We start from the raw sequence: 26,464 nt of genomic DNA on the forward strand, positions 1-26,464 counted from the left end.
AAGCGCTTCGACTTCAAATGCCCAATCGAAGTTATGGGCGAGGTGATGCAGAAGGCCATGGCTATGCGGCATGATGCTCCAGCTTCAATTCAATGACCGTGTTGCACTCAGCTCCTGCAACCGCCCTGTAACTTGCGTTACTCCTTATTGGGCGGCCATGCGCAGTGCACCATCGAGGCGAATCACCTCGCCGTTGAGCATGGGGTTCTGCACGATCGACGCTACCAGTTGCGCGTACTCGCTACCGCGTCCAAGACGTGACGGGAACGGCACCGTTTTGCCTAGGGACTCCTGTACTGCTGGCGGTAGACCCAGCAGCATCGGCGTCTCAAAGATGCCGGGGGCGATGGTCACGACTCGAATGCCGACACGTGCCAGCTCGCGGGCAATCGGCAGTGTCATGCCAACCACGCCAGCCTTGGATGCCGCATAGGCCGCCTGACCGATTTGCCCATCAAAGGCGGCCACGGAAGCGGTCGTGATGATCACCCCGCGCTCGCCATCGCCATTGGGCACATTGTTGCTCATGGCGGCGACGGTCAATCGGATGGCGTTAAACGTACCCACCAGATTGATCGTGATTGCCCGTGCAAAGGTCTCCAAGTCATGCGGCCCCACTTTACTCTGCACCTTCTGCCCAGGCGCAACGCCGGCGCAGCAGATCAGTCCATCCACCCGACCGAAGCGGCTCAACGATTTATCAATAGCGACCTGCATGGAGTGTTCGTCGACCGTATCCGCATGCACAAACAACGCGGCCGTTCCGAGTTCATTCGCCAGCGCTTCACCTGCCGCTGTATTGAGATCAGCCAACACTACTTGGGCACCGGCCTCGACCAACCATTTGGCTGTGGCAGCGCCTAACCCTGAAGCACCACCCGTGATGAAAAAAACCGAACCTTCGATGTTCATGAAAGACCTCTTGGAGAATTAACGAGAAGCACCAAATTGAGTTTTGCGTCGCTGGCAGAACGCGGCGACGCCCTCTGCAAAGTCAGCGCTGGCGGAAACCGCCACGAACGTGGCTTTTTCGGCTGCCAAGGCCGTTTCCAGGGTTGCGTCCAGGCCGCTACGCAGCAAGCGTTTGATCCCCGCATGCGCCGCCGCGGGGCCGTCGGCCAAACGCTGGGCGATGGCCAGGCCAGCGGTGTGTAGTTCATCGCGAGGCACCACTTCAGTCACCAGGCCCGCGGCCTTCGCGTCCGCGGCGCTCAGTTTCGGGTTCAACAACGCGATGGCCATGGCCCGATGCAACCCAACCTGCCGTGGCAGATGCCAGGTAGCACCGCCGTCTGGCGTTGCGCCAATTGCGCTGTACGCCATCAGGAAGCTTGCATCGTCGGCCGCGACCAGAATGTCGCATGCCAAGGCCAGCGACAGGCCAAAGCCAGCGGCCGCGCCGTTGATCAAAGCCAGCACCGGACAGGGCAATTGCGTCAGCCCGGTTACCGCTTCGTTGACGGCACTGATCAGGGTTTCCAACTCATCGGCGCACGCCGCGTTGGAGACATTCAACAAAGCCTCGAAGCGGCGCACATCGCCCCCCACCATGAAGTGCGCGCCACTGCTGCGCAGCACCACAACGCTTGGCGGGTTCACTACCAACGAGCGCACCGCATCTCTCAGCGCCAGCCCCATGCCCAGATCCACACTGTTGCCGGTCTCAGGACGATTCAACGTGATGAAACCAATGAGCCCTTGGCGTTCGACTTGAACGCCTGCATCTGTGTTTAAAGCAGCTGTCATATCGACCTCGCAGACCTTCACGCGTGAGCCGTCGAAGGTTTTGGGCGCAGGATTTCGTCGTAGTCGTCAAGCGACGGAAACTCGAGCGCGGCACGCTGATCCAGGGTCAACAGATGCTCGCGGTACTTCGCCAGGTAGTCCTCACGCGCCGCCTGGCTGATATAGGGCACATGGAAGGCCACGAATGGCGGCAGCACCGTAAGACCGACATAGCCCAGCACACCGCGCTGGATGGGCTGCAACAGGATTTCCAGCTCACCGTGCACAGCGCCGGGACCAAACATATGGTCCTGCCCGCCCAGGGAGAACGCGAGCATGGCTTTTTTATCCTTCAAGCCTCCGCGGTCATAAATGCGTGCACCGCCATAGCAGTACCCCGAAATGAACACGCGGTCGAACCAGCCCTTCATGATCGCCGGCATGCTGAACCAGTAGATCGGGAAGTTGAAGATGATCAGGTCGGCGCGCTTGATCTTCTCCAGTTCAGCGAGGATGTCCGGCGCGAGGGTGCCAGTGGTGTAACCGTTGCGCTGCTCCAGGGCGTAGACCAGGTGCTCGCTGTTGGCGCGCTGGCCAAAGTCGCTGGCGCTGGCGACAGGGTTGAAGTTCATCGCGTATAAATCAGACACGTCCACCTCATGCCCCTGCCCGCTCAACACCTCCACAGCGAGGTTGAACATGGCCGTGTTGAATGACTGCGGTTCGTTGTGCGCGTGGACAATCAGTACGTTCATGAAAGCTCCGGTCAATGGCTGATGAGCTCACTGTACGGAAGCGGATCGCGGTGCTAAATTGGCATTAATGACTATTTTTATGCGTAATTTGCCATTATGAAAATCACCCCGGTACGCGTCGCCATTCTTGCCCTCGATGGCTGTTATGCCTCCAGCCTCGCCGGCATCGCCGACGTGTTCCATGTCACCAATGCGCACCTCAGTCGCCAGCAACACAAGACCGGTAATGCCATTGCCCGGCCCTTTTCCTGGCAGTTCGTGTCGAACAAGGGTAAGCCCGTCACGGCATGCAATGGCTTGGCGTTGAACATTGCCACCCCACTGCCGCAAGAGAAGGTCGATATGATCTTTATTCCGGGGCTGTACTACGCCGGGCATGACGCTTTCGAACAGATGCTCGAATCCGCCGCTCCGCAGTTAGAGTGGCTCAAGGCGCAATGGCGCGAGGGCGCGGTGCTGGCCGCTAATTGCACGGGTACCTTCCTGCTTGCCGAAACAGGCTTATTGCAGGGCCGCCAGGCCACTACCACCTGGTGGCTGGAGCGGCTGTTTCGCGAGCGCCACCCCACGGTGAACCTGCAATTGCGCTCGATGGTGACTGAGGAAGACCGCCTGTGGTGTGCCGGCGCCAATGCATCGTATCTGCTGCAAGGGGTCAGGATGGTTGAGCATTTCTGTGGCGCGAATACCGCGACCCTGACCGCCAAAACGATGCTTATCGACACCAGCCAGACCACTCAACTGCCTTATCTGCCCCTGCAGATGGAAACGGTGCACAGCGACACCATGGTCGCCAAGGCACAGCACTGGCTGCTCAAGCACTTTGCCGAGGATATAAGCCTGCCTGAGCTTGCTTCTGCGCTGTCAGTCAGCGTGCGTACGCTGATCCGCCACTTCAACAGCGTGCTGGGGACAACGCCCCTCGCCTACCTGCAAAATCTGCGTATTGAGATCTCCATGACCCTGCTCGAGAGCGGCGATCTGAGCATCGAGGAGATTGCCAATCAAGTCGGTTATCAGAACGCCAGTTCCTTTACGCGATTGTTTCGCCAGCAAGTGGGATCGACGCCAGCCGCTTATCGCAGTCGGTTTGCGACAACGGGCGGCAATCGACAACGATAGTCTAACCACAAACGTGCAAGCCACGGCCCCCAGTGCAGACGTACTCTGCGGGAAATCACTGAGTAGCCGCTCCCGATGCAGACAAAAGACTGGGTCAGACACGCGCCGCAGACCTCCCCCATAGAGAGACTCGAAGCGTTTTTTGGCACCCATGCGTTCAACACGCACCAGCACGATACCTACGCGATCGGCATCACGCTGCACGGCGCGCACCGCTTCAATTACCGAGGTGAGGCCAAAGTTTGCGCCCCTGGTGAAGTGATGGTAGTGCACCCCGACGAACAGCATGATGGCCGCGCTGGTACCGACGCAGGCTTTCGCTATCAGGGCCTGTACTTGCCGCCCGCGCTGGTACAACAAATCCTCCAGGGCAAACCGTTGCCGTTCCTGAAAACCGCGGTATCCCAGGACCCACGTCTGACGACGACGGTATTCGAACTCTTGCACGCGCAAGACCTCGATCCCATGTCTGAAGAAGATGCACTGCTATCCTTCGTGACCACCCTCGCGGCCGTTACCGGCCAACCCCGCACACGCACGGCCCATCATTTCGAGGCCGCACGCAGGGCGCGGGACTATATTCATGACAACCTGGACGGCCCAATCACCCTTGACGAGCTCGCAGAGTGCGCGGGGCGCGACCGCTGGAGCCTGTCAAAGGATTTTCGGGTGTTCTACGGTACCAGCCCCCATCGCTACATCACCGCACGCCGGCTAAGCCGCGTAAAACTATTGGTACAAGCCGGGCAGACCTTGTCCAAAGCCGCGGTCGATGCGGGCTTCTTCGACCAGAGCCATATGTCCCGGCACTTCACGCGCAGTTTTGGGATTGCCCCTTCCCGTTGGCTTTTCCCAGAGCATGGCGCACCTGCAGAAACTGCTCCATACGACTAACCGCTTCTATGAGCCTTTCAATACTGGTCGTGTAGGAGAAGCGGATATAGCGCTCCGGCTGATTGGTCCCAAAATCCAGACCCGGCCCCGTTGCCACCCCAGCCTCTTCCAGCAGCGTCATGGCGAATGCAAAGCTGTCGGTGGTGAATGCTGAACAGTCGGCATAGATGTAAAACGCGCCTTCCGGCTTGGCCACCACACGAAAGCCCAACCTTGCCAACTCGGCAGAAAGGAAGTCGCGACGGCGCTGGAACTCCATGCGACGCGTCTCCAGCAAGTCGAGGGTTTCGGGTTTAAAGGCTGCCAGCGCCGCGTACTGGGCCGGTGCCGATGGCGACAGGAACAGGTTTTGCGCGAGCTTTTCGATGTGCCGTGTATAGCCTTCGGGTACCACCAGCCAGCCCAGGCGCCAGCCGGTCATCTGGAAGTATTTGGAGAAGCTTTGCACGATCCAGACGCCCTCGCAGCACTGCAGTGCGGTGGTGGACTCCTGGTCGTAGGTGAGGCCCTGGTAGATCTCATCGAGAATAAAATGTCCGCCCTTGGCGCGGATAAACTCTGCGAACGTACGGACCTGTTCGAGGCTGAGCATGGTGCCCGTAGGGTTGGCCGGTGAGGCAAACAGCGCGCCGGCGGTCGAATCATTCCAATGGGCTTCAAGGTCAGCCAGGGTGGGCTGGAAGTTATGCGCTTCGCCCACCGGAATCGAGGTAGGCACGCCCTCAAAGATGCGCACGAAATTGCGGTTGCACGGGTATCCAGGATCGGTCAGCAACCATTCCTTGCCCGGTTCGGCCAGGCAGGCCAGTGCGAGTAACAGCCCACCCGAAGCGCCCGCCGTCACCACGATGCGTGCCGCCGGCACCGTGACGCCATAGCGCCGCAAGTAGTAATCGGCGATCGCCTGCCGCAGCTCGGGAATCCCCAGCGCTGGGGTGTAGGTGGTCTTGCCGTTGGCCAGGGCCGCTTGGCCGGCAGCAATGATGGCGGGTGGGGTCGGGAAGTCGGGCTCGCCGACCTCCATGTGCACAATGTCGCGCCCTTCCGCCTCCAGCCGCTTGGCGCGGGTCAGGATATCAATCACATGAAACGGCGCGACATCGTCCATACGGGCGGCGATAACGGGCGGTTTGATCAGTGAGTTCATGGTTTTATCCTCCATTGATAATCGGTGCGACCTGGGTGACTCAAGCCACTTTTTTCAGCGCGATCACACGACCGCGCAACACATCCAGCAAAACGCTTTCGCGCTGCCTGGCCAACGCCATGGCTTTGGCGCGAACGTGCCCATAACCGCGGATCTGCTCGGGTAGCGAAACCAGCTCCAGCAGCGTGTCGTAATGCGCGCCACCGTCCTCCAGCAGCGGCAATACCTCAGCAATCACCGCCTCGTAGCGTTGGATCAGTGCGCGCTCCTGACGGCGCTCGACGGAGTAGCCGAACACATCCAGCGCAGTCCCCCGTAGCCCACGCAGCTTGGCGAGCAGGCGGAACACCGGCACGATCCAGGGGCCAAATTCGCTTTTCTTCGGCAGTCCGGTATCAGGCGCGCGTTTGGCAAACAGCGGTGGGGCCAGGTTGAACACCAGTTTGTAGTCGCCTTCAAACTGCTGGGAGATGCGGTCAAGGAAACCGCTTTCTACATGCAGGCGTGCGACTTCGTACTCATCCTTGATCGCCAGCAATTTGAAGTAGTACTTGGCAACGGCCTGGGTCAGTTCGCTACGTCCAGTGCCGAGCCGTTGTTCTGCGTTACGTACCTGTTCGACCAAGGCGCTGTAGCGTTGGGCGTAGGCACTGTTCTGATACTCGGTAAGGAACTGCTGACGGACAGCGATCACCTCATCCAGTGTCTTGACGGGCTCCGGTGAAATACGCACACCCTGGCCGGCAGCCTTGGACTCCAGCAATTGCTCGACGGCTTGCGGGTTGACCGCTGCCTGGCGCCCCCAACGGAAGGCTTCTGTGTTCATCTTTTTGGCCGCGCCATTGAGTTCGATGGCCGATTCGATTGAAGTCGCAGAGATAGGAATCAGCCCGCGCTGGTAAGCAAACCCGAGCATGAACATGTTGGCGGCGATGCTATCGCCCAACAGCGCTGTGGCGATGCGACCGCAATCTACGAACTCGGCATGATCCTGGCCCACTGCCTCGACGATATTGCGCCGCAGCGCTTGGGTGGGGTATTGCATATCGGCATTGCGAGTAAAGGCACCCGGCATGGTTTCCTGGGTGTTGGCCAAGACGTAGGTGCTGCCATGGCGCGTTGCCGCGAGGGTCTTGGTGTTGCCCGCCACAATCAGGTCGCAGCCCAGCACCAGGTCGGCGCCACCGGCGGCGATACGGATGGTCTTGATTGACTGCGGGTCGGGGCCGAAGCGCAGATGGCTCCACACCGATCCCCCCTTCTGGGCCAGGCCCGCCATATCGAGCAAGCCACAGCCGCGCCCTTCAAGGTGCGCAGCCATGCCCAAAATGGCGCCAATGGTGACGACCCCAGTGCCGCCCATGCCCGCGACTAAAATGCTGTAGACCCGATCATCGATACTCGGCCGCATCGGTTCCGGCAGCAACGGTACCGCCTGCCCCTGCACGGCCGCCTCCGGCTTGCTCAGGCTGCCGCCAACAACGGTGACAAAGCTTGGGCAGAAGCCGTTGACGCAGGAATAGTCTTTATTGCAGGAAGACTGATCAATCGCACGCTTGCGACCAAACTCGGTTTCCACCGGCTGCACTGACACGCAGTTGGACTTCACGCCGCAGTCACCACAGCCTTCACACACCAGGTCGTTGATCACGATGCGTTTGGCCGGGTCGGGGAAAGTACCGCGCTTGCGGCGCCGACGCTTTTCCGCTGCGCAGGTCTGGTCGTAGATCAGCACCGACGTGCCTTGCACCTCGCGAATCTCGCGCTGGACGTTGTCGAGTTCGTCACGGTGATGGAAGGTCACGCCGGCGGGCCAGGCGGTCTCCAGCGGGTATTTGTGGGGCTCATCGCTGACCACCACGATGCGCTTGACCCCTTCGGCACTGACTTGATGAGCGATGGCCGATACGGTCAATGCGCCATCGTGTTTCTGCCCGCCGGTCATGGCCACGGCGTCGTTGAACAGAATCTTGAAGGTGATGTTGGTGCCGGCGGAAACGGCGGCGCGTATGCCCAGATACCCGGAGTGGAAATAGGTGCCATCGCCGATGTTCTGGAACATGTGCTTGCGCTTGGAAAACGGCGCCTCGCCGACCCACACCATGCCTTCGCCGCCCATGTGGGTGTAGCCCAGGGTGGAGCGGTCCATGGACTGCGCCATCCAGTGGCAGCCAATACCGGCGTAGCCTTTGCTGCCTTCCGGCAGCACCGTGGACGAGCTGTGCGGGCAGCCGCTGCAGAAGTAATAACTGCGTGCCAGCAACTCGGTGTCGCCCTTGACCACTTGGTAGGCACGCAGCTCTTCAATGCGCAGACGCAGGCTGGAGTTGCTACCCAGTTCGAGCAGGCGTTCGCCCAGGGCGATAGCGATCTGGTTGGAGTCAAGGGCCATTTCCGACTGGAACAGCGTCTGGCCCGCCTCATCCAGTTTGCCGACAATGACCGGGGCGCCGGCGCGGCCGTAGAACTGCTCCTTGAGCTGGAATTCGAGCAGGCTGCGCTTCTCCTCCACCACCAGGATTTTGTTCAGGCCCTCGGCAAAACGTAGCGCGCCTTTGGGTTCCAGAGGCCAGACCATCCCGACCTTGTAAATGCGCAACCCCATGACAGCGGCGGCCTGTTCGCTGAGGTTCAGGTCGTCAAGTGCTTGCAGTACATCCAGGTAGCTCTTGCCGTGGGTGATCACGCCAAGCGTAGCGCCAGGGGCATCAATGACTACGCGGTCCAGCGCGTTGTCACGGGCAAAGGCGCGCACCGCATTCAGCTTGTAGCGGTGCAGCCGCGCTTCCTGTGCGTGTGGGGTATCGGGCTGGCGGATATTGAGGCCGTCGGGCGGCAGGGCAAAATCCTGGGGGATTTGGATTTTCACGCGGTTGATGTCGACGTCAATGGTCGCCGTGGCCTCCACGGTGTCCTTGACGCATTTGATGCCGACCCAGCAGCCGCTATAGCGAGACAACGCCCAACCGATCAGGCCGAAGTCGAGGATTTCCTGGACGCCGGACGGGCTGAGTACCGGAATCATGGCGTCGACCATGGCAAATTCGCTCTGGTGGCAGGTACTGGACGATTCGCAGGTATGGTCATCGCCCATCAGCACCAGCACCCCGCCCAACTGCGCGGTGCCCGCGAGGTTCGCATGCCGGAACGCATCACCGGTGCGGTCAACGCCGGGCCCCTTGCCGTACCACATGCCGAACACACCGTCATACTTGCCCTCACCGCTCAGGTGCGCCTGCTGCGCCCCCCAGATGGTGGTGGCCGCCAGATCTTCGTTGATGCCTGGGACAAACAAGGTGTGGTGCTGCTCAAGGTGTATTTTCGCCTTGCCCAACTGATCATCCAGGCCGCCCAGGGGCGAGCCCCGATAGCCGGAGATGTAGCCAGCCGTGTGATGGCCCGCTTGCTGATCACGTTGACGCTGGGTCATGGACAATCGAACCAGGGCCTGGGTGCCGGTGATGAAAATACGCCCTTGGGTAAGCGTGTATTTATCGTCGAGCTGGACGGTCTTCAGGGTCATCATTCAACTCCACCCCTTGGTTGGGGTATTTATTGTTTTTAGTGATGAGCAGGCGCGACTTGCCCTCACGCGGCTGCATGGAGACGACCGCGCGTATTACGTCTGTCTTGGGGCTAAACGGTATGAGGGCTGGCTAGTCCGGCGAGCGCCACATCGTGTAGAGCACCAGCGTGGAGAACACCCCAATCGCCAGCCCTGCCGCGAGTGAAATCTTGAGCCCCATGACGCCGCCAAAGAAGCCTCCCGTCAGGAGCGCCAGCAGCAGGTAAACACCGTCGCTGCGCTTGCGATGAGGGCGAATGATCAAACTCAGAAAAGGGGTCATAACCTTGCTCCGTCGCGATGACGGCCTGGGTCAGCCGTCATGTGGAGCTGACTTTATCGGCTGGCGCCGGAATTGGATTGTACGTTTGTAGGTCTGCGCCTGGACGCCGATATGCACCGGGTGTGCTACCGGTCCAACCACGAAAGGCACGGTGAAACACCGCCGTGGAATCAAACCCCAAGCCCAAGGCAATCTGCATGATGGAGAGGTCGGTATGAATCAGTTGTTGTACGGCGATGTCCCGGCGCAACGCATCCTTGACCATCTGGTAACTGGTTCCTTCCTCCTTGAGCCGACGCGTCAGCGTGCGGGTCGACAGCAACAGCGCCGAGGCCGCGCCCTGGATGGTGTCAGCCTGTTTGAGATGGGCCAACAGGTATTGCCGCACCTGTTGTGCCACCAGGCGCTCCTTCAACGTGGTGAACAGCCAGTAGCGCGGCGCTTCGCGCAGGAACGGCAGTAACTCGGCCTTGCTGCGGCGAAACTGCATTGCGCCCCACGCGGCATCGAACGACAACGCCGTGCACGGCTGCTCGAAACGGACAGGGCCAGGAAACATATGCATGTATTCCGATGCATACACCGGCGTAGCGAAGGAGAACGCCACGCTGTGCAGCGGAATTTCCTGGCCTACCAACCAGGAGGCCACGCCGTGCACGAGTTTCATCATCAGTTCGTGCCCCCAGCGCTGGGCGTTGGCGGCGGGATCACGGGCCTCCAGCGAGATCACCATCTGGCCGTCGCGCTCGTCGTAGCCAAAACAATAGTCGTCCAGCAATAAATTCCAGAATCGCGTAAAGCGGTACATCGCATTACTCAGTGAACGAGCATCCAGCAGGCTCGCACACAAGTACTTGAGCGTGCCGCTGCGCATGCGCCTGGAAAACTGCCCCATCACTTCATCATCGGTACCCAGCGCGACCTGCTGATACAAACGCACAAACTGGTCGTAAGTCACCCGCGCACCCGGTGCCTCAAGCAAATGTCCGGCAATGCCCGCAGCACCGACGAATCCACGGATATCTGCCTCGCTGCAGATGTTCAACGCCCCTTGCAGCAAGCCTTGAACGAAGGTCATGGGCAAGGTGTTATCCACGGAATGGTCCACCTGCTGCGCTCCTATGCTGACGGCTGATATGGCGTGATATGCAAACTATTCGGCGGATCGGGTTATTTCAAGGGCCCAGGCGCACTGGCTAAGCTAGGCCAAAGCCCATATCCAACGCAACCTTGCTCGAATGGCCGCTTGAAAAATGCAGCCATCGCCTGGCCGTTAATGCAAACCTTTCGGAGTCTGAGCCATGCCGTTTGAAACCCTGCTGCTGGAAGTCCATGAGCGCGTCGGTCTGATCACGTTGAACCGCCCCCAATCACTCAATGCCATTAACACCCAGGTGATCACCGAGCTTAACCTGGCCCTGGATCAACTGGAGAACGACCCGGCGGTCGGCTGTATGGTCATCACAGGCTCCATCAAGGCCTTTGCCGCCGGTGCCGATATCAAGGAAATGGCCGAGTTCAACTACCCTCAGGTGTTTCTCGATGATTTCTTCTCGGCCGCCGACCGCATAGCCAGCCGCCGCAAGCCGCTGATCGCTGCCGTGGCCGGCTATGCCCTGGGCGGCGGCTGCGAGCTTGCCGTGATGTGCGATTTCATCTATGCGGCCGACAATGCGCGCTTCGGGTTACCGGAAATCACCTTGGGTGTGTTGCCGGGTATTGGCGGTACACAGCGCCTGACCCGCGCCATCGGCAAGGCCAAGGCAATGGAAATGTGCCTGTCCGGACGCCACATGGGCGCCGAAGAGGCCGAGCGGGCAGGCTTGGTGGCGCGCGTTTTCCCAGTCGACAAGCTGTTGGAGGAAACACTCAGGGCCGCTAGCGCCATCGCCGAAAAATCCCTGCCGGCGGCCATGCTGGTCAAGGAAAGTGTCAACCGTGCTTTCGAGTCGAGCCTCAGTGAGGGCGTGCGCTTCGAGCGCCGCGTGTTCCATTCGATCTTTGCCACCGCCGACCAAAAGGAAGGCATGGCCGCCTTCGTCGAAAAACGTGCGCCCGTGTTCAAACACAGATGACCTGGCCACCGCGGCCCTAGCTGCGACGAACCTCCTTCAACTTTTACCTCTCAAAACGGGAGCCTTCCATGGCCCACAAAGATGTGTTTTTCGTTGGCACCGCGCGCACCGCCATCGGCAGTTTTGGCGGCAGCCTGAAAGATGTGCCCCTGGTTGACCTGGCTACCGTCGCCGTCAAAGGCGCCTTGGCCCATGCCGGGATCGATGGCGAGCCTATCGGCCATGTTGTCATGGGCAATGTAGTGCCCACCGAGCCACGTGATGCCTATCTCTCCAGAGTCGCGGCCATCGGTGCCGGGATGCCCCATGAAACCCCGGCCTTCAACGTCAACCGCCTATGTGGTTCCGGGCTACAAGCGATAGTGAGTACCGCACAAGGTATCTTACTGGGGGATTTTGCCCTGGCCGTTGCCGGTGGTGCGGAGTCCATGAGCCGTGGGCCGTACCTGCTGCCCAACCTCCGCTGGGGCAGCCGTCTGGGTGATAGCCAGGCCGTGGACTACATGAATGGCATCCTGCATGACCCGTGGAAGCGCACGCACATGGGCGTGACCGCCGAAAATATCGCCAAGCGCTACGGCATTACCCGCGACATGCAGGACCGCCTGGCCCTGCAAAGCCAGGAGCGCGCTGCTCGCGCGGTAAGCGAAGGCCGATTCAAGGAGCAGATCGTCCCGGTTGAGGTGCAAGTCAAGCGCCAGACGGTGTTGTTCGACACCGATGAAAACGTGCGCGCCAATCTCGACCTCGCACAACTGGGCCGAATGCATGCGGCGTTCCGGAAAGGCGGAACGGTCACCGCCGGCAATGCCTCAAGCCTCAACGACGGCGCGGCTGCTGTGGTGCTGGCAAACGCCAGCGCGATCCAGCAACACAACCTGCAGCCCCTCGCGCGCCTAGTCGCGTATGCCCATGCCGGTGTCGATCCGGATTACATGGGTATAGGCCCGGTTCCGGCCACCCGCCTGGCCCTCAAGCGCGCCGGCTTGAGCATCCAGGACATCGATGTGATTGAGTCGAATGAAGCCTTTGCGGCCCAGGCCTGTGCCGTGGCACAGCAACTGGAGTTTGACCCGGACAAGGTCAATATCAATGGTTCGGGCATCTCCCTCGGGCACCCGGTGGGGGCGACCGGTGCAGTGATTGCGATCAAGGCGATCCATGAGCTGCAACGCAGTGGCGGGCGTTATGCCCTGGTCACCATGTGCATTGGCGGTGGTCAAGGAATTGCCGCCGTTCTCGAGCGGATGTAACCCGCCGGTCGGCTTTTGCCCCGCGAAAACCGTCAGGCCAGGTTAAACCCACAAACGTCCAAGCCAAACGGCGATGCATCTGCTTATGCTCTGCCAGACAACAGCGGTATCGCCTCGGTGCGCCAACATGCAAAACGACCAACCGAAACAAGACTGGGTGAGACACGCAGCGCCGACCTCAAAAGTAGAGCGTTTTGAAGCCTACTTCGGTTCGCACGCGTTTGATCCGCACCGACACGATACCTACGCAATCGGGCGGACCCTGTCGGGCGTACACCGCTTTCACTATCGAGGTGAATCCAAACTGTGCCTGCCCGGCGAAACCATGATCATTCACCCGGATGAATCCCATGATGGTTGCGCCGGCTCCGACGCTGGTTTCCACTATCGCGGCGTGTATGTGCCGCCCTCGCTGGTTCAAGACATCATCAAGGGCAGCGCCCTGCCCTTTTTCGGCGCCGGTATCACTCAGAATCAGCAACTGGCGGTGGCCGCCGACGCACTGCTCAACACACTGGATGCCGACCTGGACTCCATGGCCGAGGATGACGCGCTCTACACATTTGTCATCACCCTCGCCAGCGTCGCCAGCAGTGACCTTGTCAGTACGTCCCATCACTTTGCGGCTGCTGCCATCGCGCGCGAATACATCGACGACAACCTCGACCAGGCAATCACCCTCGATGACCTCGCTCATTGCGCCGGGCGCGACCGCTGGAGCCTGTCGAGTGACTTCCGCGAGTTTTTCGGCACCAGCCCCCATCGCTATCTGACGCTGCGTCGCCTCGATCGCGTAAAGGCTCTCGTCCAAGCCGGGCAAGGCTTGTCGGATGCGTCGATCGAAGCCGGCTTCTTCGACCAGAGTCATATGACCCGGCACTTCAAGAAGGCCTTCGGCCTTTCCCCCACGCGCTGGTGCAGCCCGCGAAGAACCTGAGGCCCAGACGCCGCAATGAACTGGCGGGTTATGCAAGTTAATCGGCGCATCGGGTTATTTAAATGCCTGTGAGGCACTGGATAAGCTAACGCCACCTACACCGGACATGACGTCCTCATCACACCTGCAAGGCTGATTCCGGCACGCACTCCACGCGTTATGGAAACGCGGCGGGGCGTAGTGCAGCACCCGCGGTGCGCAAGCACGGCAACCCCATAACAAAAAACTCCAGCCAATAACAATCAAGGTATCAAGGAGCTCAACATGTCATTGCACCCTGCCTATCAGGCGTTGCGCAGCAGCCCGCGTTATCGCGAACTGGTCCGGCGTCGCACTCGCCTGACCTTCACCCTCAGTGCCATTGTATTAGGGCTTTATTCGCTGTTTGTCGCGGCGGTGTCCTGGTTCCCCCATGTCCTGTTGCATGTGCCTGTGGGCGGTGGCATCACGGTGGGGATCTGGTCGGCACTCATCCTGATTGTCGGCTCCTGGCTCTTGACCGGGCTGTATGTGTTTCGCGCCAACCACGTGTTCGACAAGCTGAACCGGGCGCTGCTGTCGGAGGTGCAACCATGAAGGCCTCTCGCCTGTTATTCGCCACGGCGGTGCTTTGCCTGTGCAGCTTTGCGGTCCTGGCTCAAACCAGCCAAGCCGTTGCGCGCCAGCCCAACATGACTGCCATTGCGATTTTCCTGGCGTTCGTCGTGACCACCATCGGCATCACCTACTGGGCGGCTGGCCGCACACGCTCAGCGGCGGATTTCTATACCGCCGGCGGCGGCATCAGCGGGGTACAAAACGGTTTTGCGATTGCCGGCGACTACATGTCCGCCGCCGTGCTGCTGGGTGTTTCGAGCATGGTGTTTTCAACCGGTTTCGACGGCATGATTTACTCGGTCAGCGCGATTCTTGGCTGGCCCTTGATTATGTTTCTGATGGCCGAGCGTCTGCGCAACCTGGGGCGCTACACCCTGGCCGACATCATCGCCTATCGCCTCGACCCGGTGACCAGTCGCTTGTTTTCGGCGTTCAGCTCGTTCGTCATCGTATGTTTCTACCTGATTGTGCAGATGGTCGGCGCCGGGCAATTGATCAACTTGCTATTCGGCCTCGACTATGAAGTTGCAGTGGTCTGCGTCGGTGTGCTGATGGTGGTGTACGTCACTTTCGGCGGCATGGTGGCGACCACCTGGGTGCAGATCATCAAGGCCGTGCTGTTGCTCAGTGGCGGCATCCTGCTGACCGGGCTGGCATTCCAGCACTTTGGTTTCAGCATGGAGCGCATGATTGACAGCGCCGTCGCGACACATCAGAGCGGACAGCTGATTCTCGGGCCGTTGAAGATCGCCACGGACCCGGTGTCGATGATTTCCCTGTCCCTGGGGCTGGTGTTCGGCATCGCCGGTTTGCCGCATATCATGATGCGTTTTTTCACCGTTCCGGACGCCAAGGCGGCGCGCAAATCGGTGTTGGTGGCCTATGGCTTGATCGGTCTGTTTTTTATCCTGGTGTGCATCCTCGGCACCGCTGCCATCAGCATCGTCGGCACCGACCCCAGCTACTTCGACCAAGGCGTGATCGGCGGGCCACTGGTGGGCGGCGTAAACATGGCAATCATGCATCTGGCGCAAGCCTTGGGCGGTGATTTGATGTTCGGCTTCCTCGCCGCCGTCGCCTTCGCGACGATCCTGGCCGTGGTGTCGGGCCTGGCGCTTGCCGGCGCGTCCGCCATCTCCCATGACCTCTACGCCAACGTGTTGTGCAAGGGCAAAGCCGACAGTGGCAAGGAAATGCGCGTCAGCCGTTGGGCCACCGTGATCCTGGGTGTGCTGGCAGTTGCGTTGGGGATTCTGTTCAAGGGGCAGAACGTGGCGTTCCTGGTGGCGCTGGCCTTTGGTATTGCGGCCTCGTCAAACTTTCCCATTCTGCTGCTGGCCATGTACTGGAAAGGCCTGACCAGCCGTGGCGCACTGTGGGGCGGGCTGAGCGGTTTGGTCAGTTCCCTGGCGCTGGTGCTGCTGTCGCCGGGGGTATGGGTCAAGGTACTGCATCACCCCGAGGCCTTGTTCCCGTACGACTACCCCGCCCTGTTCTCGATGCCGTTGGCCTTCGCCGTCGCGTGGGGCGTTTCCTGCCTGGATCGCAGCCCGAGCACTACGAGCGAACGTGATGCATACGAGCAGCAAAGCGTACGCGCCGAAACCGGCTGGGGAGCTGAGAAAGCCGCACAGCACTGAAAACTTCTAACGAGAGCGTGGCGCAATCGCGTCACGCTCCCTTTTTTTGAGCTATCGAGAGGCCCGACGATGCCTGTTTCTGAACGACGGTCGCATTTCGGCCAGTACCGGCCCCAGGTGCTGGAACTGCTGGCCAGCAAAGGCTTCAGTCAGGTTGGCATGCGTGAACTTGCCTCCTCCCTGGGCCTGTCACCCGGCGCGCTTTACCACCATTACCCCAGTAAGCAGGACTTGTTGTTCGACCTGATTGAAGAGTTATATGAGGAGTTGCTTGCCGCCGTCGCCAGCGTCAGGCGCTTAGCGGTGAAAAAGCCGGAAAAACTCAACCTGTTGATTCAGGTACACCTTCGCCTGCATGCAGAGATGCCCTGGCACTTCCGCCTGGCGGAACGGGACATTGGGTGCTTGACCGAAGAGCAACAGCAGCGTTTGCAAACCCTGCGTGAAGACTACAAAGGCGATCTTTATAGGACCTTGGGCACACCTGCCCAAATATTTGATCCTGAAGCCGAACTCATCGCCAGGCTTATCGCGAACCTACTGCAATTTGCCCCGACCTGGCTGGCGGGCTCAGCGATAGATCAACGCCAGCAACATAAATTTCTGCAGGACTTCCTGATAACGGCCATAAACAAGTTGCAAATACACAAACGTACAACTATCCGTAGATTAGTTTAGAAAATACACAAGTGATTTTTTAAATTCTAGCATTTGTACCTCGCCCTACCCTGCGCATAATCCTCTCGATCCAGAACGTATGGCTACATCACCAATACACTTTTCCGTATTTACGGAATCGCTGCCAAAACAATAAAAACAGGAAGAGACAGTGAATATCACAGACACGCGAGTCCGCAGTATCCTGATCGCTGGCGCCTTGTCGCTATCGTCTTACTCCGCCCAGGCCAATTCTTTCTACTCCTTTGGCGACAGCCTCACCGACAATGGTATTTCTGTGCGTGAATTTGGCGCAGCCATCGGTAACGCCCCGGGTCGCTACCCGGGCGCAGATGGGAAATTCACCAATGGCAGCACATGGGCCGAAGTATTACCCGGTCTGTCCGGACTTTCATTCAGCGACACCAATGGCTATGCAATCGGCGGCGCAAAAAGTGGATATAGCGGTTTTGATGACGCCTTGGTGGGAGCACCGACCGGTTTTCTAACCCAAATTGAAAAGTTCCGCAGTGACGTGGTCAGTGGAAAAAATTCCTCGGCGAAAATGACCTGGTTGGTATCTGGATTGGCACCAACGACATTTTCGATGACGCATCCCTCGCGGCACTGGATACCTACGTCAACAATATAGAAACAGGCATCCGCACACTTCAGGCACTGGGCGCACATAACTTTGTGCTGATTGGTTTTGATGACGTCTCGTTATTGGCAGGCCCTTCGTCCGCGGTAGATCCGGGCCTTGAAGCGCTTTCAAATGCTGCCAAAAATTTCAACCAGAAACTGCTGGCGCTTAATATTTCCAACGTGAACATCTACTATTTCGATGTACTGACGTTATTGAGAAATACGGTCAGCGATCCCGTGAAATATGGTTTCACTCATGTCACCAGCCTGGATAACTGCGAGGCAAACCAATGCGACACGTTGACACTTGCACAACAAAACACTTACTTAATGAAGGACAGCATTCATTACACCGACCGCTTTGAAAGACTTATTGCGAGTTATATCGCCAATATCATCAATGCTCGAAACACGCTCAGCGTGCAATCGACCATGGTCGGTTCAGCAGGCGCCAATTTTCTTCAGCCGCTGATCAGTCGATATGACCTGCGGGGTATCGATCTTCAGGAGCGCGATCAAGCTTCGTCATGGACGGTGTTTATCAACGGTGGCACAGCCCATGGGGCCGATCATTCGCAGATACCGGGGCCTGGGCTCGATCGCGGAAAAAACACCTTGAAGAGCGACACCATCAGTATCGGAGTCGACTACCGACTCTCAAGTGAATGGACGCTCGGAGCAGCTCTTAACTACTCAGATATCGAATCGAGACAAGCAACCAGAGGTGGCAGCAACACCGCATTGCAAATGGGCCAGGCCGCGGTCCTCGCGAGCTTTGCCGCACGAGGAACATTTATCAATATGGGGGTGGCCTATGGCGCAGGCCAGTTCGATATCTCACGGGCCGGCGTGTTCGACAGCCTGTCTGCCTCACCCAATGCCAATGTCTTGAGTGCCACAGTACGTGCAGGCCGGTGGTTTCACTTTGAGTCGGTTGAGTTGGCCCCGGTGATCGGCCTGGATTACTGGCGTAGCAGAATCAGTGGCTACTCCGAGCAAGGCGATTCATTACTGCAAATGGGTGTGCGCGGCCAGCAATACGAACAACTGAATGCCAGCCTGGGTGGGCAGATAGGAAAACGCATCAATAGCCACGGGGCATCCGTAGAGTCACTGCTGCGCCTGACCACAGAGCAAGTCCTGACCGACAGTGATCGAACGCTTGAAAGCTTTCAACGCAACGCGCCCAATTTCAACATCAAAACCCCCGTCAACGGGACGGACGAAAGACCATTCGGGCGCCTGAGCGCGCAAGTCGACATCCATCTTCCTTCAGGATGGGGCATGAACTTGAATGCGATGAGTACCTTTGGCAACCGGCAGGATGATCGCTCGATAATGGCTAGCTTTAGCTACGATCTCTAACGCGGGTCTGGGGCCGTCACCGCCCCAGAAGCCTTCACTCCTAATAGGATATTTTTAGGGATAAAACTTCCGCGAACCAAGAAAATACTTGAATACTTCAATATATTATGCCGTCATTCGATTCCGGGTTCGGGCACCATAGATATCAAGGGCTTGCATGATGAACTTTATGCAGGCCCTTATCTTTTCTGCTCCGCTATTTGACTAGTGGCGCCGCAAATCCCTCGCCTGCGAACTCTCGACATCCCGCAAACTCAAGAACCACCGTAAAACGCTGTTGCTCAAGAATCACATCAATCTGCCAGCCCAGTTTTGCGCACAGCTGCCGCATCAACTGCAGCCCCAGGCCGTAGCCGTAATCGCTGGATTCCTCCCTCGGCTTGGCCTCCCTGATGTGGTTGGCAATTACCAGGCGCGGGTAGTTGAAGCTGATTTCTACCTGGCCCTCTTCCGCGTATTGCAGGGCGTTGCGCAGGAAGTTACCGATCACGATGCGGCACGCGGTGGGGGGTAGTCGGCAGGGTTCGCTGTGGATGTCGACAAGCAGTTCGATATCCCGATTGCCGATCAGGTAGCGATGTTTGTTAATCAGCTCGCCGACCAACGCGCTCAGGTCGATGTCTTCTTCGGGCAGCGGTTCGGGACGTTCGCGGCTCATCCACAGCAAGGTCTCGGCGATAAGCTGCATGTTCAACACCGAGCGTTCGATACGCTGCAGGGAGGATGGCAGGACACCGCCGGCCTGCAGGGCCAGCAGTTCTATATTGGCCTTGAGCACCGCCAGCGGGGTTCGCAGTTCATGGCTGGTGTAGCGCAACAGGCGGCCTTCACGCTGGCTGGCGGCCTGTACTTGCTCGACACTCTGGGCCAGGGCGTCGGCCAGGGTATTGAACTCCTTGAAGCTGAAATCCGGGCGCGCGCTGGCCATTGCGTCAGGGTTTTTCAGGGTGCTGGACCATTGCGCCAGGCGCCCCAGCGGCCGCACCAGCCACCAGACCAACAGGGCGATGATGATCAGCGCCGGCACGAACACCGCCAGGCTGACAAACACCACGCCTTGCAGCACCTGGTCAAAGTAGGCATCGGACAGCGGCGTCTCGACCTCGCCGCCCTCTTCGTGGTCATGGTCGATGTCATACATATAGAGGGTCTTGCCGTCACCCAGGTCTTGGGAGAGAACCGCCCGGACCTCGGCGTCGTCGTCATCGGAGTCGGTATCACCGAACACCTGCACGGCACCGAAAGACATGCTCGGCGGCGCCTTGAGCAACTCACGCACGCTCGCCGGCAAGGCTTCCTTGCCAATGACGCCCTCGAAGAAGTAGTTGTGCGGAGGGGGTGTGGTCGGGTCCTTTTTATAGTGCCTGATGAAGTACTGCGCCTCTTCTTCCATCATCGCACTGGCGGTGTAGAGCAGGCCGCGCACGGTGTATACCGGCAATAGTTGACTGTAGATCAGTAACACCACGGCAATCAGCAGCAGGAAGCTGCCGCTGATCACCCACTTCAAGCTCAAGCCGTTACGCATGGGTTTTTACCTGGATACCGACCCCAGGCAGGGTGTGGATCAACGGCCGGCCGAAGGGTTTGTCTACCGCCTTGCGCAGTCGATGCATGTGCACTTTGAGGGTGTTGCTGTCCGGCGGTTCGTCGCCCCAGACTGAAGTTTCCAGGCGTTCCCGGGGCACGGGTTCAGGGCTGGCGCGCATCAGGTATTCCAGCAAGGTCCAGCAGATGGGTGACAAATGCAGCGCCTGCCCGGCGCGACTGACTTTGCGGGTGGTGAGGTCCATCACCAGATCGTCTACCTGCAGGCGGCTGGTCTGGCTGCTGCGGCGCATGCTCAGGGCGCGAATCCTGGCCACCAGCTCGGCCAGCTCGAATGGCTTGACCAGATAGTCGTCAGCGCCCGCTGCAAAGCTGGCGAGCTTGTCCGAGAGCGCGTCCAGTGAAGTGAGCATGAGAATGGGCGTCTGGCTGCCTTGCTGGCGCAACCGCTCGCACACCTGCTGGCCGTCGAGGCGCGGCAACATGATGTCCAGGAGAATGACGTCGTAATGCTGGGCGAGTGCCAGGTTAAGGCCAGCCTGGCCATTAGTGACGTGGTCGCAGACCATGCCGCTGATCTCCAGGTACTCGATGACGGTGGTGGCCAGATCCAGGTTGTCCTCGACCAGCAGCAGGTGAATATGCACTAAAAAGTCCCCTCGGACGGGTGTTGCGCAGAGGAGTGAAGGATAACGGAAGTCGAGCGATTTCCAGCGGATGTTTACCTCGCGTTAACCCGGCACTCTCTAAGCTGGGGCTCTTCAAATCCTGAGGTCAGCACCGTCATGAACCTTTATGCGATCGTCAAAAGAGTCCTGTTGGCCCTGATTTTATTCGCCCTGATGGCCAGCGTCCTGCCTTCGCGGGGGCAGCTGGTCAACCTGGGGGGCGGTAGCGGGTTCCTGGTGGGCCAGAGCATCGAGCAGGCAGCTGCATGCTGTGTCGCCAGTGCATTGCGATAAGGCGGGGGCCAGCTACACCTGGCAGTTGGTGCTATGCCTGGGGCTGATTGTGGGCGTGTCGCTTGCCATGGGGGCCTACATCGTCCAGTTGAATGCGCGCGTTGATAAGCAACGAGAACTGTCGCCGGTATACCTGCACCAATGTGGCAGCGGGCGCGGCGGTTTTATTGTGTACCGCGACGGCAGGCGCAGCAGTGATGACTGCTACCCCATCGATGAAGCTCAATCGCCGGGCATCGAACAGATGCGCGACCAGCCAGGCCCGCACCGCGCGCAGTGGTTCAAATACATCCTGCCTGCCGTCGAAAGCCTGCGCCGGCTGGACGCCAATCCCAGGCGCGCTAAAGTTGCCCGGACAGTCTGATCGGCACCTCCACGCCCCAGCCGAAACCTCGGTACAGCAGCGTGCAAGCTGCATCTGATACGCTTTTTTCTTTAACACCTGCATCTGTACCGAACAGACCACAACCGTGACAATGGCTCATCGGCAGGAACTCTCCAGCCGCCCTTCTTCCTTTTGGAGGCCCCATGGCTAAGATGGCATTTTTTCTTCTCGGGTTTCTGGCACTGACCGTTGGAATCGGCCTGCTGGCTACGATCTCGCCGGTCTGAAACCCGGGTCAAGGTGCGCGTGATACACCGCTGTACCCAGCGCACGATTTGGCGTGTTTAACCGCTAGTTGATCAACTCGGGATGGACGCTCATCAGGCTGTCTGGCTTGTCCTTGAGGCCATTGCAACAGACGTAGCCATTATGCAGATAGAGCCCCGGGTATTTTTTAAAGCTCACGGGGTCGAGGGTCACGTATCTCGCATTACTCCAGCCCGAATAGGCGTAGAGGTAGCTGCGGTCGGTAAACGAAAGATACTCTGCGGTATCGACCGTCATAATGTACCAATTCCCGTCGCCATAACTGATAACCAGGAATTTCGAGGCCTGGTTAATATCCTTGGTGGTCATGACGTATCCGCTGGACATCATCAAGTACCTGGCTGGGTTAACCGAGTTGTCTTTGAGATAGGCCAACTGAGAGGGCGGGGCTTTGAACCCCTCTGCAGAACCTCCGGCTTCGGGATGGGGTTGCAACGCGTCTGCGCCCGGCGGGCTGATGAGTTCCTTAGACATTGGGTGACACTCCATTGACTCAAGATTGATGGTTTAACGACGCCCCAAAAACAACATTCGTTGAAAGGCTCGAAAACCGTGGACAGCAATTGATAGTGGGCAAGCCACTGACTGTCCGATACTGTCAATTCTCACAGTTCATTAGAGTCATTCACGATAGCCCCAAGGCTTGATATCCCGAACCTGTCACCCGAGGAAAAACATCGGGTACAACGACAACACCAACAACCCCGCCATCGACCAGTTGAATAGCTTCAACCAGCGCGGCTCACGCAAGACATTGCGCAAGCCGGTGCCACACCCGGCCCACACGCACACACTCGGCAAGTTGACCACAGCAAACACCACGGCAATGATCAGCACGTTAGTGAAGTAACCTTCCGCCGGCGTATAGGTGGTGATCGCCCCCAACGCCATGACCCAGGCCTTGGGGTTGACCCACTGAAACACCGCAGCGGCGAGAAAGGTCATGGGCTTGCGCTTGCCGTCCGTGTCATCCGACATCGCGCTTGAAGTCGCGATCTTCCACGCCAGGTACAACAAATACGCCGCGCCGATGTAACGCAATGCGGTGTAGGCCCAAGGCCACGCCTTGAACACTTCCCCCAGGCCCAGGCCGACCGAAATCACCAACACCATAAAACCCACGCTGATCCCCAGGGCATGGGGAATGGAGCGGCGAAAACCGAAGTTCACTCCCGACGCCAGCAACATGGTGTTATTGGGCCCAGGGGTAATCGAAGACACGAAGGCAAACAGCGCAAAGGCCGACAGCAGGCTGGTGGACATGAACATGGGGCGTTATCCAGGCGATTTATTGTTGCACTGACAGTAGAGGGTTCTGTGGCGCCTCGCCCCGTACAGCTGGGGGCAGATCGAGAGATACAATTCCCGATCAACGATGCTCCATCCTCGTGCCCTGCCCCCGCACAAATGGCACGATCGCTATTTAGCGCTGGCGTAGAATCAAGCCAACGTCACGATCATATTCAGGGGACTGCGGACAATGCTCAGTGCTGATAATCGCGGCCGATGGCTATAGCGCAGGTGCTGATTAGAAAGTAATTGATTGGGCTGGATAGAAGAGCATATTGAGCACAAACAGAATCATCCAGAAGCCGATCTCCAGGGTTTCAGTAATAGGCTGGATACGCTTCAAAGCCCCGTACACATGCACCACAAACATCAATGAGAAAACTACGAACAGCATATCGAACGCATAACTAAAGCTGGTGCCCGTAGTTGCCGAGCGCAACATCGCCACTTCTACCACCAGGATAAACGCCCCCAGGCAGCGCCCAAAATAAATGGCCAGATGCTGATGCTCGGGAATCGTCCAGCGCATCGCCCGGGCCCAGGCAATCGGCGCGATAAAGATCGGCAAGGCAAAAAACAGGGTGGTGAAGAGCATCAGCGTGGTGATGTAATACTGGCTGTAGTGCGCATAGTAACCGAGCATCAGGCGATTCCTTATCCTTGAGAATAACCCCTTTGGGGTAGAGCCCAAGAATTACAGCCAGCAATACCAGTGTCCAATGTAAGCAGGTCGCGCAACACCAAAGAGAATGGACTTGGGTAAAGGGGATTACTACCTAAGATGCACTGTGTAATCCCCTACGCTGCCAGGGCGCCCCGGACGACAACAACGTGTATAGCCTGCATCGCAGCGATATATGAGCCAGCTTGCGGGCAATAGCGATCTGAAGATCGTCATGGTCTGCAAGCCGACTACAAGGCGGGGGTTACCAGAAGCGCTGTTGGGTCAGGCGGCTCCACCAGGTCAGCAGTACCCGGTCTACCGAGCCGCTGGCCGCCAGGCCCACCCGCTCTTGCAGGCTTTTGCGCTCGGCATAGTGCAGGTGGAACAGTTCGGCGGTCTTGGCCCTGGTGGCCAGGTATTCGTCACTGGTCTGCAAGGCGTCCACCAGTTGCTTGTCCAGCGCCGCGACGCCCAGCCAGACTTCGCCGGTAGCCACTTCGTCAATGGCCAGTTGCGGGCGGTAGCGCGACACGAAGTTCTTGAACAGTTGATGGGTGATGTCCAGGTCTTCCTGGAACTTCTCCCGGCCCTTCTCGGTGTTTTCGCCAAACACCGTCAGGGTGCGCTTGTACTCGCCAGCGGTGAGTACTTCAAAGTCGATATCGTGCTTTTTCAGCAGGCGGTTGACGTTGGGCAACTGGGCCACCACGCCAATCGAGCCGAGGATGGCAAACGGCGCGCTGATGATCTTCTCGCCGATGCACGCCATCATGTAGCCGCCGCTGGCCGCGACCTTGTCGATGCACACCGTCAAGGGCACGCCCGCCTCGCGGATCCGCGCCAATTGCGAGGACGCCAGGCCATAGCTGTGGACCATGCCACCGCCGCTTTCCAGGCGCAGCACCACTTCGTCCTTGGGTGTGGCCAGGCTCAGCAACGCGGTGATTTCATGGCGCAGGCTCTCGGTGGCTGAGGCCTTGATGTCCCCGTCAAAATCCAGGACAAACACCCGTGGTTTGGCCTCGGGGGTTTTCTTCTGTTTTTTCTCGGCCTTGCCCTGGGACTTGCGCAGGGCCTTGAGCTGATCCTTGTCGAGCAAGGTCTGCTCCAGGCGCTCGCGCAGGCCTTTGTAGAAATCATTGAGTTTGCTGACCTGCAACTGCCCGGCATTCTTGCGCCGGCCCTTGCTGCGCAACGCCGCAAAACTGATCAGCACCACCAGAATGGCGACGACCAACGTAACGGTTTTAGCCAGAAAACTTGCATACTCAGCCAAAAACTCCATGGGACTCCTTACAGAAACGGTGCGCCAGGCGCGGATTGCCCCAGCATACCGATGGGACTGCCGGTGAGCCAGAGCTGAAACCCCTTGAAGCGGGCCTCTAACGAGCTTTTAAAACAAGCGTATGTTTTTTCATTGACAGCTTCCCGGCATCCTCATAACCTCGCCAGACTTTCAACGTACCGGGTGAACGGACGTGGGCAGCATCTATTTGATTCGACATGGCCAGGCCTCCTTCGGTGCAGACGACTATGACGTCCTGTCGCCCGTCGGTGTGCAGCAGGCCCAGGTACTGGGCAGCCACCTGGCGGACCTGGGCCTGACGTTCGACCGCTGCGTATCGGGCGACCTGCGCCGCCAGCAGCACACGGCCAACGCCGCGTTCGAAGCCATCGGCGCCCAAGGCTTGCCGGTGCCGCCCCTGGAAATCGACAGCGCCTTCAACGAATTCGACGCCGACGCGATCATCCGCGCCCTGCTCCCAGACCTGCTCGACAGCGAGCCCGAAGCCCTGGAAATCCTGCGCAACGCCCCACACAACCGTGGCGAGTTCCAGCGCATCTTCGCCCTGATCATCGAGCGCTGGCTGAGCGGTACCTATGACACGCCCGGCCTGGAAAGCTGGCTGGGCTTTGTCGAGCGCGTCCAGGGTGGCCTGCAGCGCCTGCTCGAGACTGCCGACAATTCCCACAAGATTGCGGTATTTACCTCTGGCGGCACCATCACCGCCCTGCTCCACCTGATTACCCGCATACCTGCCACCCAGGCTTTCGAGCTGAACTGGCAGATTGTCAACACTTCGCTCAACCACTTGAAGTTCCGTGGTCGCGAAGTGGCACTGGCTTCCTTCAACAGCCATACCCACTTGCAACTGTTGAAGGCGCCGCAGCTCATCACTTTCCGATGACTGCGGCCAACCGTGACCCCAAGGTCACTGGCACCACCCATAAAAGGATCGAACCATGACTGACGTAGCTAAAGCCGTAGAAGCAATGAAAGCCAAATTCAACCCAAGCGCTGCTGCCGGCCTGGACCTGGTGTTCGGTTTCCGTATCGACGACACCCAGAACTTCTCGCTGATCGTCAAGGACAGCACTTGCGAATTGCAAGAAGGCGAGAACCCTGACGCCCAGGTGACTCTGGTGATGGATGCTGAAACCATGAAAGGTATCGTCAGCGGCGAAACCGATGGCATGCAGGCCTTCATGGGCGGCAAGCTGCGCGCCGAAGGCGACATGATGCTGGCAATGAAGCTGAGCGAATTGTTCCCAGGCTGATCCAGGGCAACCTGGGTTGACCAATCCCGCCTACCCAGGCGGGATTTTTGTTTATGCCTGTGGCGCTCATTCATTTGCAGAATGAAGTCCAGAGGAATCTTCGTTTGCACCCAAGGGCACCGCCCAACA

General features: G+C 58.8%; 27 protein-coding genes. 14 read left to right on the forward strand and 13 right to left on the reverse strand.

Annotation, left to right across the window (positions count from 1 at the left end):
• Positions 1-144: 144 nt before the first annotated feature.
• Genes AC19YY_RS28060 through AC19YY_RS28070 form a run of 3 tightly spaced genes read right to left on the reverse strand, consistent with a single transcriptional unit; the run spans position 145 to position 2,480 of the window.
• Entirely contained in the window at positions 145-912 is a 768-nt protein-coding gene (locus tag AC19YY_RS28060; protein ID WP_106803943.1) for an SDR family NAD(P)-dependent oxidoreductase, read from the reverse strand.
• A gap of 18 nt (positions 913-930) precedes the next feature.
• The gene (locus AC19YY_RS28065; RefSeq protein WP_495093859.1) at positions 931-1,767 is read right to left on the reverse strand and encodes an enoyl-CoA hydratase-related protein; all 837 of its coding nucleotides are present in this window, start codon (positions 1,765-1,767) and stop codon (positions 931-933) included.
• Positions 1,764-2,480: an NAD(P)H-dependent oxidoreductase gene (locus AC19YY_RS28070; RefSeq protein WP_106803944.1), complete on the reverse strand. Its 717-nt coding sequence runs from the start codon at positions 2,478-2,480 to the stop codon at positions 1,764-1,766. Before AC19YY_RS28070 ends, AC19YY_RS28065 begins: the two co-directional genes overlap by 4 nt.
• Positions 2,481-2,576: 96 nt before the next feature.
• Between AC19YY_RS28070 and AC19YY_RS28075 the strand changes: the two genes are divergently transcribed.
• Both AC19YY_RS28075 and AC19YY_RS28080 read left to right on the forward strand, forming a co-directional pair.
• A complete protein-coding gene (locus AC19YY_RS28075) occupies positions 2,577-3,602 on the forward strand; it encodes a GlxA family transcriptional regulator (protein WP_106803945.1) in 1,026 nt (341 codons plus the stop codon).
• Between the two features lie 75 nt (positions 3,603-3,677).
• On the forward strand, positions 3,678-4,496 hold the full coding sequence (locus tag AC19YY_RS28080; RefSeq protein WP_500605169.1) for an AraC family transcriptional regulator: 819 nt from the start codon (positions 3,678-3,680) through the stop codon (positions 4,494-4,496).
• On the opposite strand, the gene AC19YY_RS28085 is transcribed toward AC19YY_RS28080, so the two are convergent.
• The 4 genes from AC19YY_RS28085 to AC19YY_RS28100 form a co-directional block, all read right to left on the reverse strand.
• On the reverse strand, positions 4,414-5,643 hold the full coding sequence (locus tag AC19YY_RS28085; RefSeq protein WP_500605170.1) for a pyridoxal phosphate-dependent aminotransferase: 1,230 nt from the start codon (positions 5,641-5,643) through the stop codon (positions 4,414-4,416). The genes AC19YY_RS28080 and AC19YY_RS28085 overlap by 83 nt on opposite strands.
• 40 nt (positions 5,644-5,683) lie before the next feature.
• Complete coding sequence (locus AC19YY_RS28090; RefSeq protein ID WP_500605171.1) at positions 5,684-9,166, reverse strand: indolepyruvate ferredoxin oxidoreductase family protein; 3,483 nt, start codon at positions 9,164-9,166, stop codon at positions 5,684-5,686.
• Between the two features lie 133 nt (positions 9,167-9,299).
• Positions 9,300-9,491 carry a hypothetical protein gene (locus AC19YY_RS28095; RefSeq protein ID WP_424082632.1) on the reverse strand — a complete coding sequence of 64 codons (192 nt, stop codon included), beginning with the start codon at positions 9,489-9,491 and terminating at the stop codon, positions 9,300-9,302.
• Between the two features lie 37 nt (positions 9,492-9,528).
• A complete protein-coding gene (locus AC19YY_RS28100) occupies positions 9,529-10,599 on the reverse strand; it encodes an AraC family transcriptional regulator (protein WP_500605172.1) in 1,071 nt (356 codons plus the stop codon).
• Positions 10,600-10,792: 193 nt separating this feature from the next.
• Here AC19YY_RS28100 and AC19YY_RS28105 point away from each other — a divergent pair, with 193 nt between their 5' ends.
• The 8 genes from AC19YY_RS28105 (at position 10,793) to AC19YY_RS28140 (ending at position 18,660) form a co-directional block, all read left to right on the forward strand.
• Positions 10,793-11,566, forward strand: coding sequence for an enoyl-CoA hydratase (locus tag AC19YY_RS28105; RefSeq protein WP_500605173.1), 774 nt, complete (start codon positions 10,793-10,795; stop codon positions 11,564-11,566).
• Between the two features lie 68 nt (positions 11,567-11,634).
• Positions 11,635-12,819 (forward strand): acetyl-CoA C-acyltransferase family protein, encoded by a 1,185-nt coding sequence (locus AC19YY_RS28110; RefSeq protein WP_500605174.1) that lies wholly within the window; start codon positions 11,635-11,637, stop codon positions 12,817-12,819.
• Between the two features lie 127 nt (positions 12,820-12,946).
• Complete coding sequence (locus tag AC19YY_RS28115; RefSeq protein WP_177009969.1) at positions 12,947-13,756, forward strand: AraC family transcriptional regulator; 810 nt, start codon at positions 12,947-12,949, stop codon at positions 13,754-13,756.
• Positions 13,757-14,020: 264 nt separating this feature from the next.
• Positions 14,021-14,332 (forward strand): DUF485 domain-containing protein, encoded by a 312-nt coding sequence (locus AC19YY_RS28120; RefSeq protein WP_101270074.1) that lies wholly within the window; start codon positions 14,021-14,023, stop codon positions 14,330-14,332.
• Entirely contained in the window at positions 14,329-15,993 is a 1,665-nt protein-coding gene (gene actP / locus AC19YY_RS28125; protein WP_500605175.1) for a cation/acetate symporter ActP, read from the forward strand. The genes AC19YY_RS28120 and actP overlap by 4 nt, the downstream gene beginning before the upstream one ends.
• Positions 15,994-16,062: 69 nt before the next feature.
• Positions 16,063-16,671 (forward strand): TetR/AcrR family transcriptional regulator, encoded by a 609-nt coding sequence (locus AC19YY_RS28130; RefSeq protein WP_424082619.1) that lies wholly within the window; start codon positions 16,063-16,065, stop codon positions 16,669-16,671.
• A 151-nt stretch (positions 16,672-16,822) separates the two neighbouring features.
• Entirely contained in the window at positions 16,823-17,302 is a 480-nt protein-coding gene (locus tag AC19YY_RS28135) for a hypothetical protein (RefSeq protein ID WP_500605176.1), read from the forward strand.
• 44 nt (positions 17,303-17,346) lie between these two features.
• A complete protein-coding gene (locus AC19YY_RS28140) occupies positions 17,347-18,660 on the forward strand; it encodes an autotransporter domain-containing protein (RefSeq protein WP_500605177.1) in 1,314 nt (437 codons plus the stop codon).
• Positions 18,661-18,856: 196 nt separating this feature from the next.
• On the opposite strand, the gene AC19YY_RS28145 is transcribed toward AC19YY_RS28140, so the two are convergent.
• Positions 18,857-20,188, reverse strand: coding sequence for a sensor histidine kinase (locus AC19YY_RS28145; protein WP_170058015.1), 1,332 nt, complete (start codon positions 20,186-20,188; stop codon positions 18,857-18,859).
• Entirely contained in the window at positions 20,181-20,855 is a 675-nt protein-coding gene (locus AC19YY_RS28150; RefSeq protein WP_500605178.1) for a response regulator transcription factor, read from the reverse strand. The genes AC19YY_RS28145 and AC19YY_RS28150 overlap by 8 nt, the downstream gene beginning before the upstream one ends.
• Before the next feature lie 138 nt (positions 20,856-20,993).
• Between AC19YY_RS28150 and AC19YY_RS28155 the strand changes: the two genes are divergently transcribed.
• Positions 20,994-21,170 carry a hypothetical protein gene (locus AC19YY_RS28155; RefSeq protein ID WP_169956971.1) on the forward strand — a complete coding sequence of 59 codons (177 nt, stop codon included), beginning with the start codon at positions 20,994-20,996 and terminating at the stop codon, positions 21,168-21,170.
• Positions 21,148-21,534 (forward strand): hypothetical protein, encoded by a 387-nt coding sequence (locus AC19YY_RS28160; protein ID WP_170043215.1) that lies wholly within the window; start codon positions 21,148-21,150, stop codon positions 21,532-21,534. Before AC19YY_RS28155 ends, AC19YY_RS28160 begins: the two co-directional genes overlap by 23 nt.
• A 312-nt stretch (positions 21,535-21,846) precedes the next feature.
• Here the strand turns inward: AC19YY_RS28160 and AC19YY_RS28165 are convergent, their stop codons facing one another.
• The 4 genes from AC19YY_RS28165 to sohB form a co-directional block, all read right to left on the reverse strand.
• Complete coding sequence (locus AC19YY_RS28165) at positions 21,847-22,296, reverse strand: hypothetical protein (protein ID WP_170043214.1); 450 nt, start codon at positions 22,294-22,296, stop codon at positions 21,847-21,849.
• Between the two features lie 186 nt (positions 22,297-22,482).
• Complete coding sequence (locus tag AC19YY_RS28170; RefSeq protein WP_169956967.1) at positions 22,483-23,091, reverse strand: LysE family translocator; 609 nt, start codon at positions 23,089-23,091, stop codon at positions 22,483-22,485.
• Positions 23,092-23,350: 259 nt separating this feature from the next.
• Positions 23,351-23,755: a hypothetical protein gene (locus AC19YY_RS28175; RefSeq protein ID WP_169956966.1), complete on the reverse strand. Its 405-nt coding sequence runs from the start codon at positions 23,753-23,755 to the stop codon at positions 23,351-23,353.
• Positions 23,756-24,038: 283 nt separating this feature from the next.
• Complete coding sequence (gene sohB, locus AC19YY_RS28180) at positions 24,039-25,061, reverse strand: protease SohB (RefSeq protein ID WP_170043213.1); 1,023 nt, start codon at positions 25,059-25,061, stop codon at positions 24,039-24,041.
• Between the two features lie 193 nt (positions 25,062-25,254).
• On the opposite strand from sohB, the gene AC19YY_RS28185 reads away from it, so the two are divergent.
• Both AC19YY_RS28185 and AC19YY_RS28190 read left to right on the forward strand, forming a co-directional pair.
• Entirely contained in the window at positions 25,255-25,965 is a 711-nt protein-coding gene (locus tag AC19YY_RS28185) for a histidine phosphatase family protein (protein ID WP_169956964.1), read from the forward strand.
• Positions 25,966-26,020: 55 nt separating this feature from the next.
• A complete protein-coding gene (locus tag AC19YY_RS28190) occupies positions 26,021-26,335 on the forward strand; it encodes an SCP2 sterol-binding domain-containing protein (protein WP_169956963.1) in 315 nt (104 codons plus the stop codon).
• Positions 26,336-26,464 lie beyond the last annotated feature (129 nt).

Source organism: Pseudomonas sp. MF09156 (genome assembly GCF_059862305.1).

What these genes read in the sequence shown, in the direction of transcription:
- AC19YY_RS28060 (WP_106803943.1), bottom strand. Translation starts at nt 912, where the DNA reads ATGAACATCGAAGGTTCGGTTTTTTTCATCACGGGTGGTGCTTCAGGG.
- AC19YY_RS28070 (WP_106803944.1), bottom strand. Translation starts at nt 2,480, where the DNA reads ATGAACGTACTGATTGTCCACGCGCACAACGAACCGCAGTCATTCAAC.
- AC19YY_RS28075 (WP_106803945.1), top strand. Translation starts at nt 2,577, where the DNA reads ATGAAAATCACCCCGGTACGCGTCGCCATTCTTGCCCTCGATGGCTGT.
- AC19YY_RS28080 (WP_500605169.1), top strand. Translation starts at nt 3,678, where the DNA reads ATGCAGACAAAAGACTGGGTCAGACACGCGCCGCAGACCTCCCCCATA.
- AC19YY_RS28085 (WP_500605170.1), bottom strand. Translation starts at nt 5,643, where the DNA reads ATGAACTCACTGATCAAACCGCCCGTTATCGCCGCCCGTATGGACGAT.
- AC19YY_RS28090 (WP_500605171.1), bottom strand. Translation starts at nt 9,166, where the DNA reads ATGACCCTGAAGACCGTCCAGCTCGACGATAAATACACGCTTACCCAA.
- AC19YY_RS28095 (WP_424082632.1), bottom strand. Translation starts at nt 9,491, where the DNA reads ATGACCCCTTTTCTGAGTTTGATCATTCGCCCTCATCGCAAGCGCAGC.
- AC19YY_RS28105 (WP_500605173.1), top strand. Translation starts at nt 10,793, where the DNA reads ATGCCGTTTGAAACCCTGCTGCTGGAAGTCCATGAGCGCGTCGGTCTG.
- AC19YY_RS28110 (WP_500605174.1), top strand. Translation starts at nt 11,635, where the DNA reads ATGGCCCACAAAGATGTGTTTTTCGTTGGCACCGCGCGCACCGCCATC.
- AC19YY_RS28115 (WP_177009969.1), top strand. Translation starts at nt 12,947, where the DNA reads ATGCAAAACGACCAACCGAAACAAGACTGGGTGAGACACGCAGCGCCG.
- AC19YY_RS28120 (WP_101270074.1), top strand. Translation starts at nt 14,021, where the DNA reads ATGTCATTGCACCCTGCCTATCAGGCGTTGCGCAGCAGCCCGCGTTAT.
- actP (WP_500605175.1), top strand. Translation starts at nt 14,329, where the DNA reads ATGAAGGCCTCTCGCCTGTTATTCGCCACGGCGGTGCTTTGCCTGTGC.
- AC19YY_RS28130 (WP_424082619.1), top strand. Translation starts at nt 16,063, where the DNA reads ATGCCTGTTTCTGAACGACGGTCGCATTTCGGCCAGTACCGGCCCCAG.
- AC19YY_RS28145 (WP_170058015.1), bottom strand. Translation starts at nt 20,188, where the DNA reads ATGCGTAACGGCTTGAGCTTGAAGTGGGTGATCAGCGGCAGCTTCCTG.
- AC19YY_RS28155 (WP_169956971.1), top strand. Translation starts at nt 20,994, where the DNA reads ATGAACCTTTATGCGATCGTCAAAAGAGTCCTGTTGGCCCTGATTTTA.
- AC19YY_RS28165 (WP_170043214.1), bottom strand. Translation starts at nt 22,296, where the DNA reads ATGTCTAAGGAACTCATCAGCCCGCCGGGCGCAGACGCGTTGCAACCC.
- AC19YY_RS28170 (WP_169956967.1), bottom strand. Translation starts at nt 23,091, where the DNA reads ATGTTCATGTCCACCAGCCTGCTGTCGGCCTTTGCGCTGTTTGCCTTC.
- AC19YY_RS28175 (WP_169956966.1), bottom strand. Translation starts at nt 23,755, where the DNA reads ATGCTCGGTTACTATGCGCACTACAGCCAGTATTACATCACCACGCTG.
- sohB (WP_170043213.1), bottom strand. Translation starts at nt 25,061, where the DNA reads ATGGAGTTTTTGGCTGAGTATGCAAGTTTTCTGGCTAAAACCGTTACG.
- AC19YY_RS28190 (WP_169956963.1), top strand. Translation starts at nt 26,021, where the DNA reads ATGACTGACGTAGCTAAAGCCGTAGAAGCAATGAAAGCCAAATTCAAC.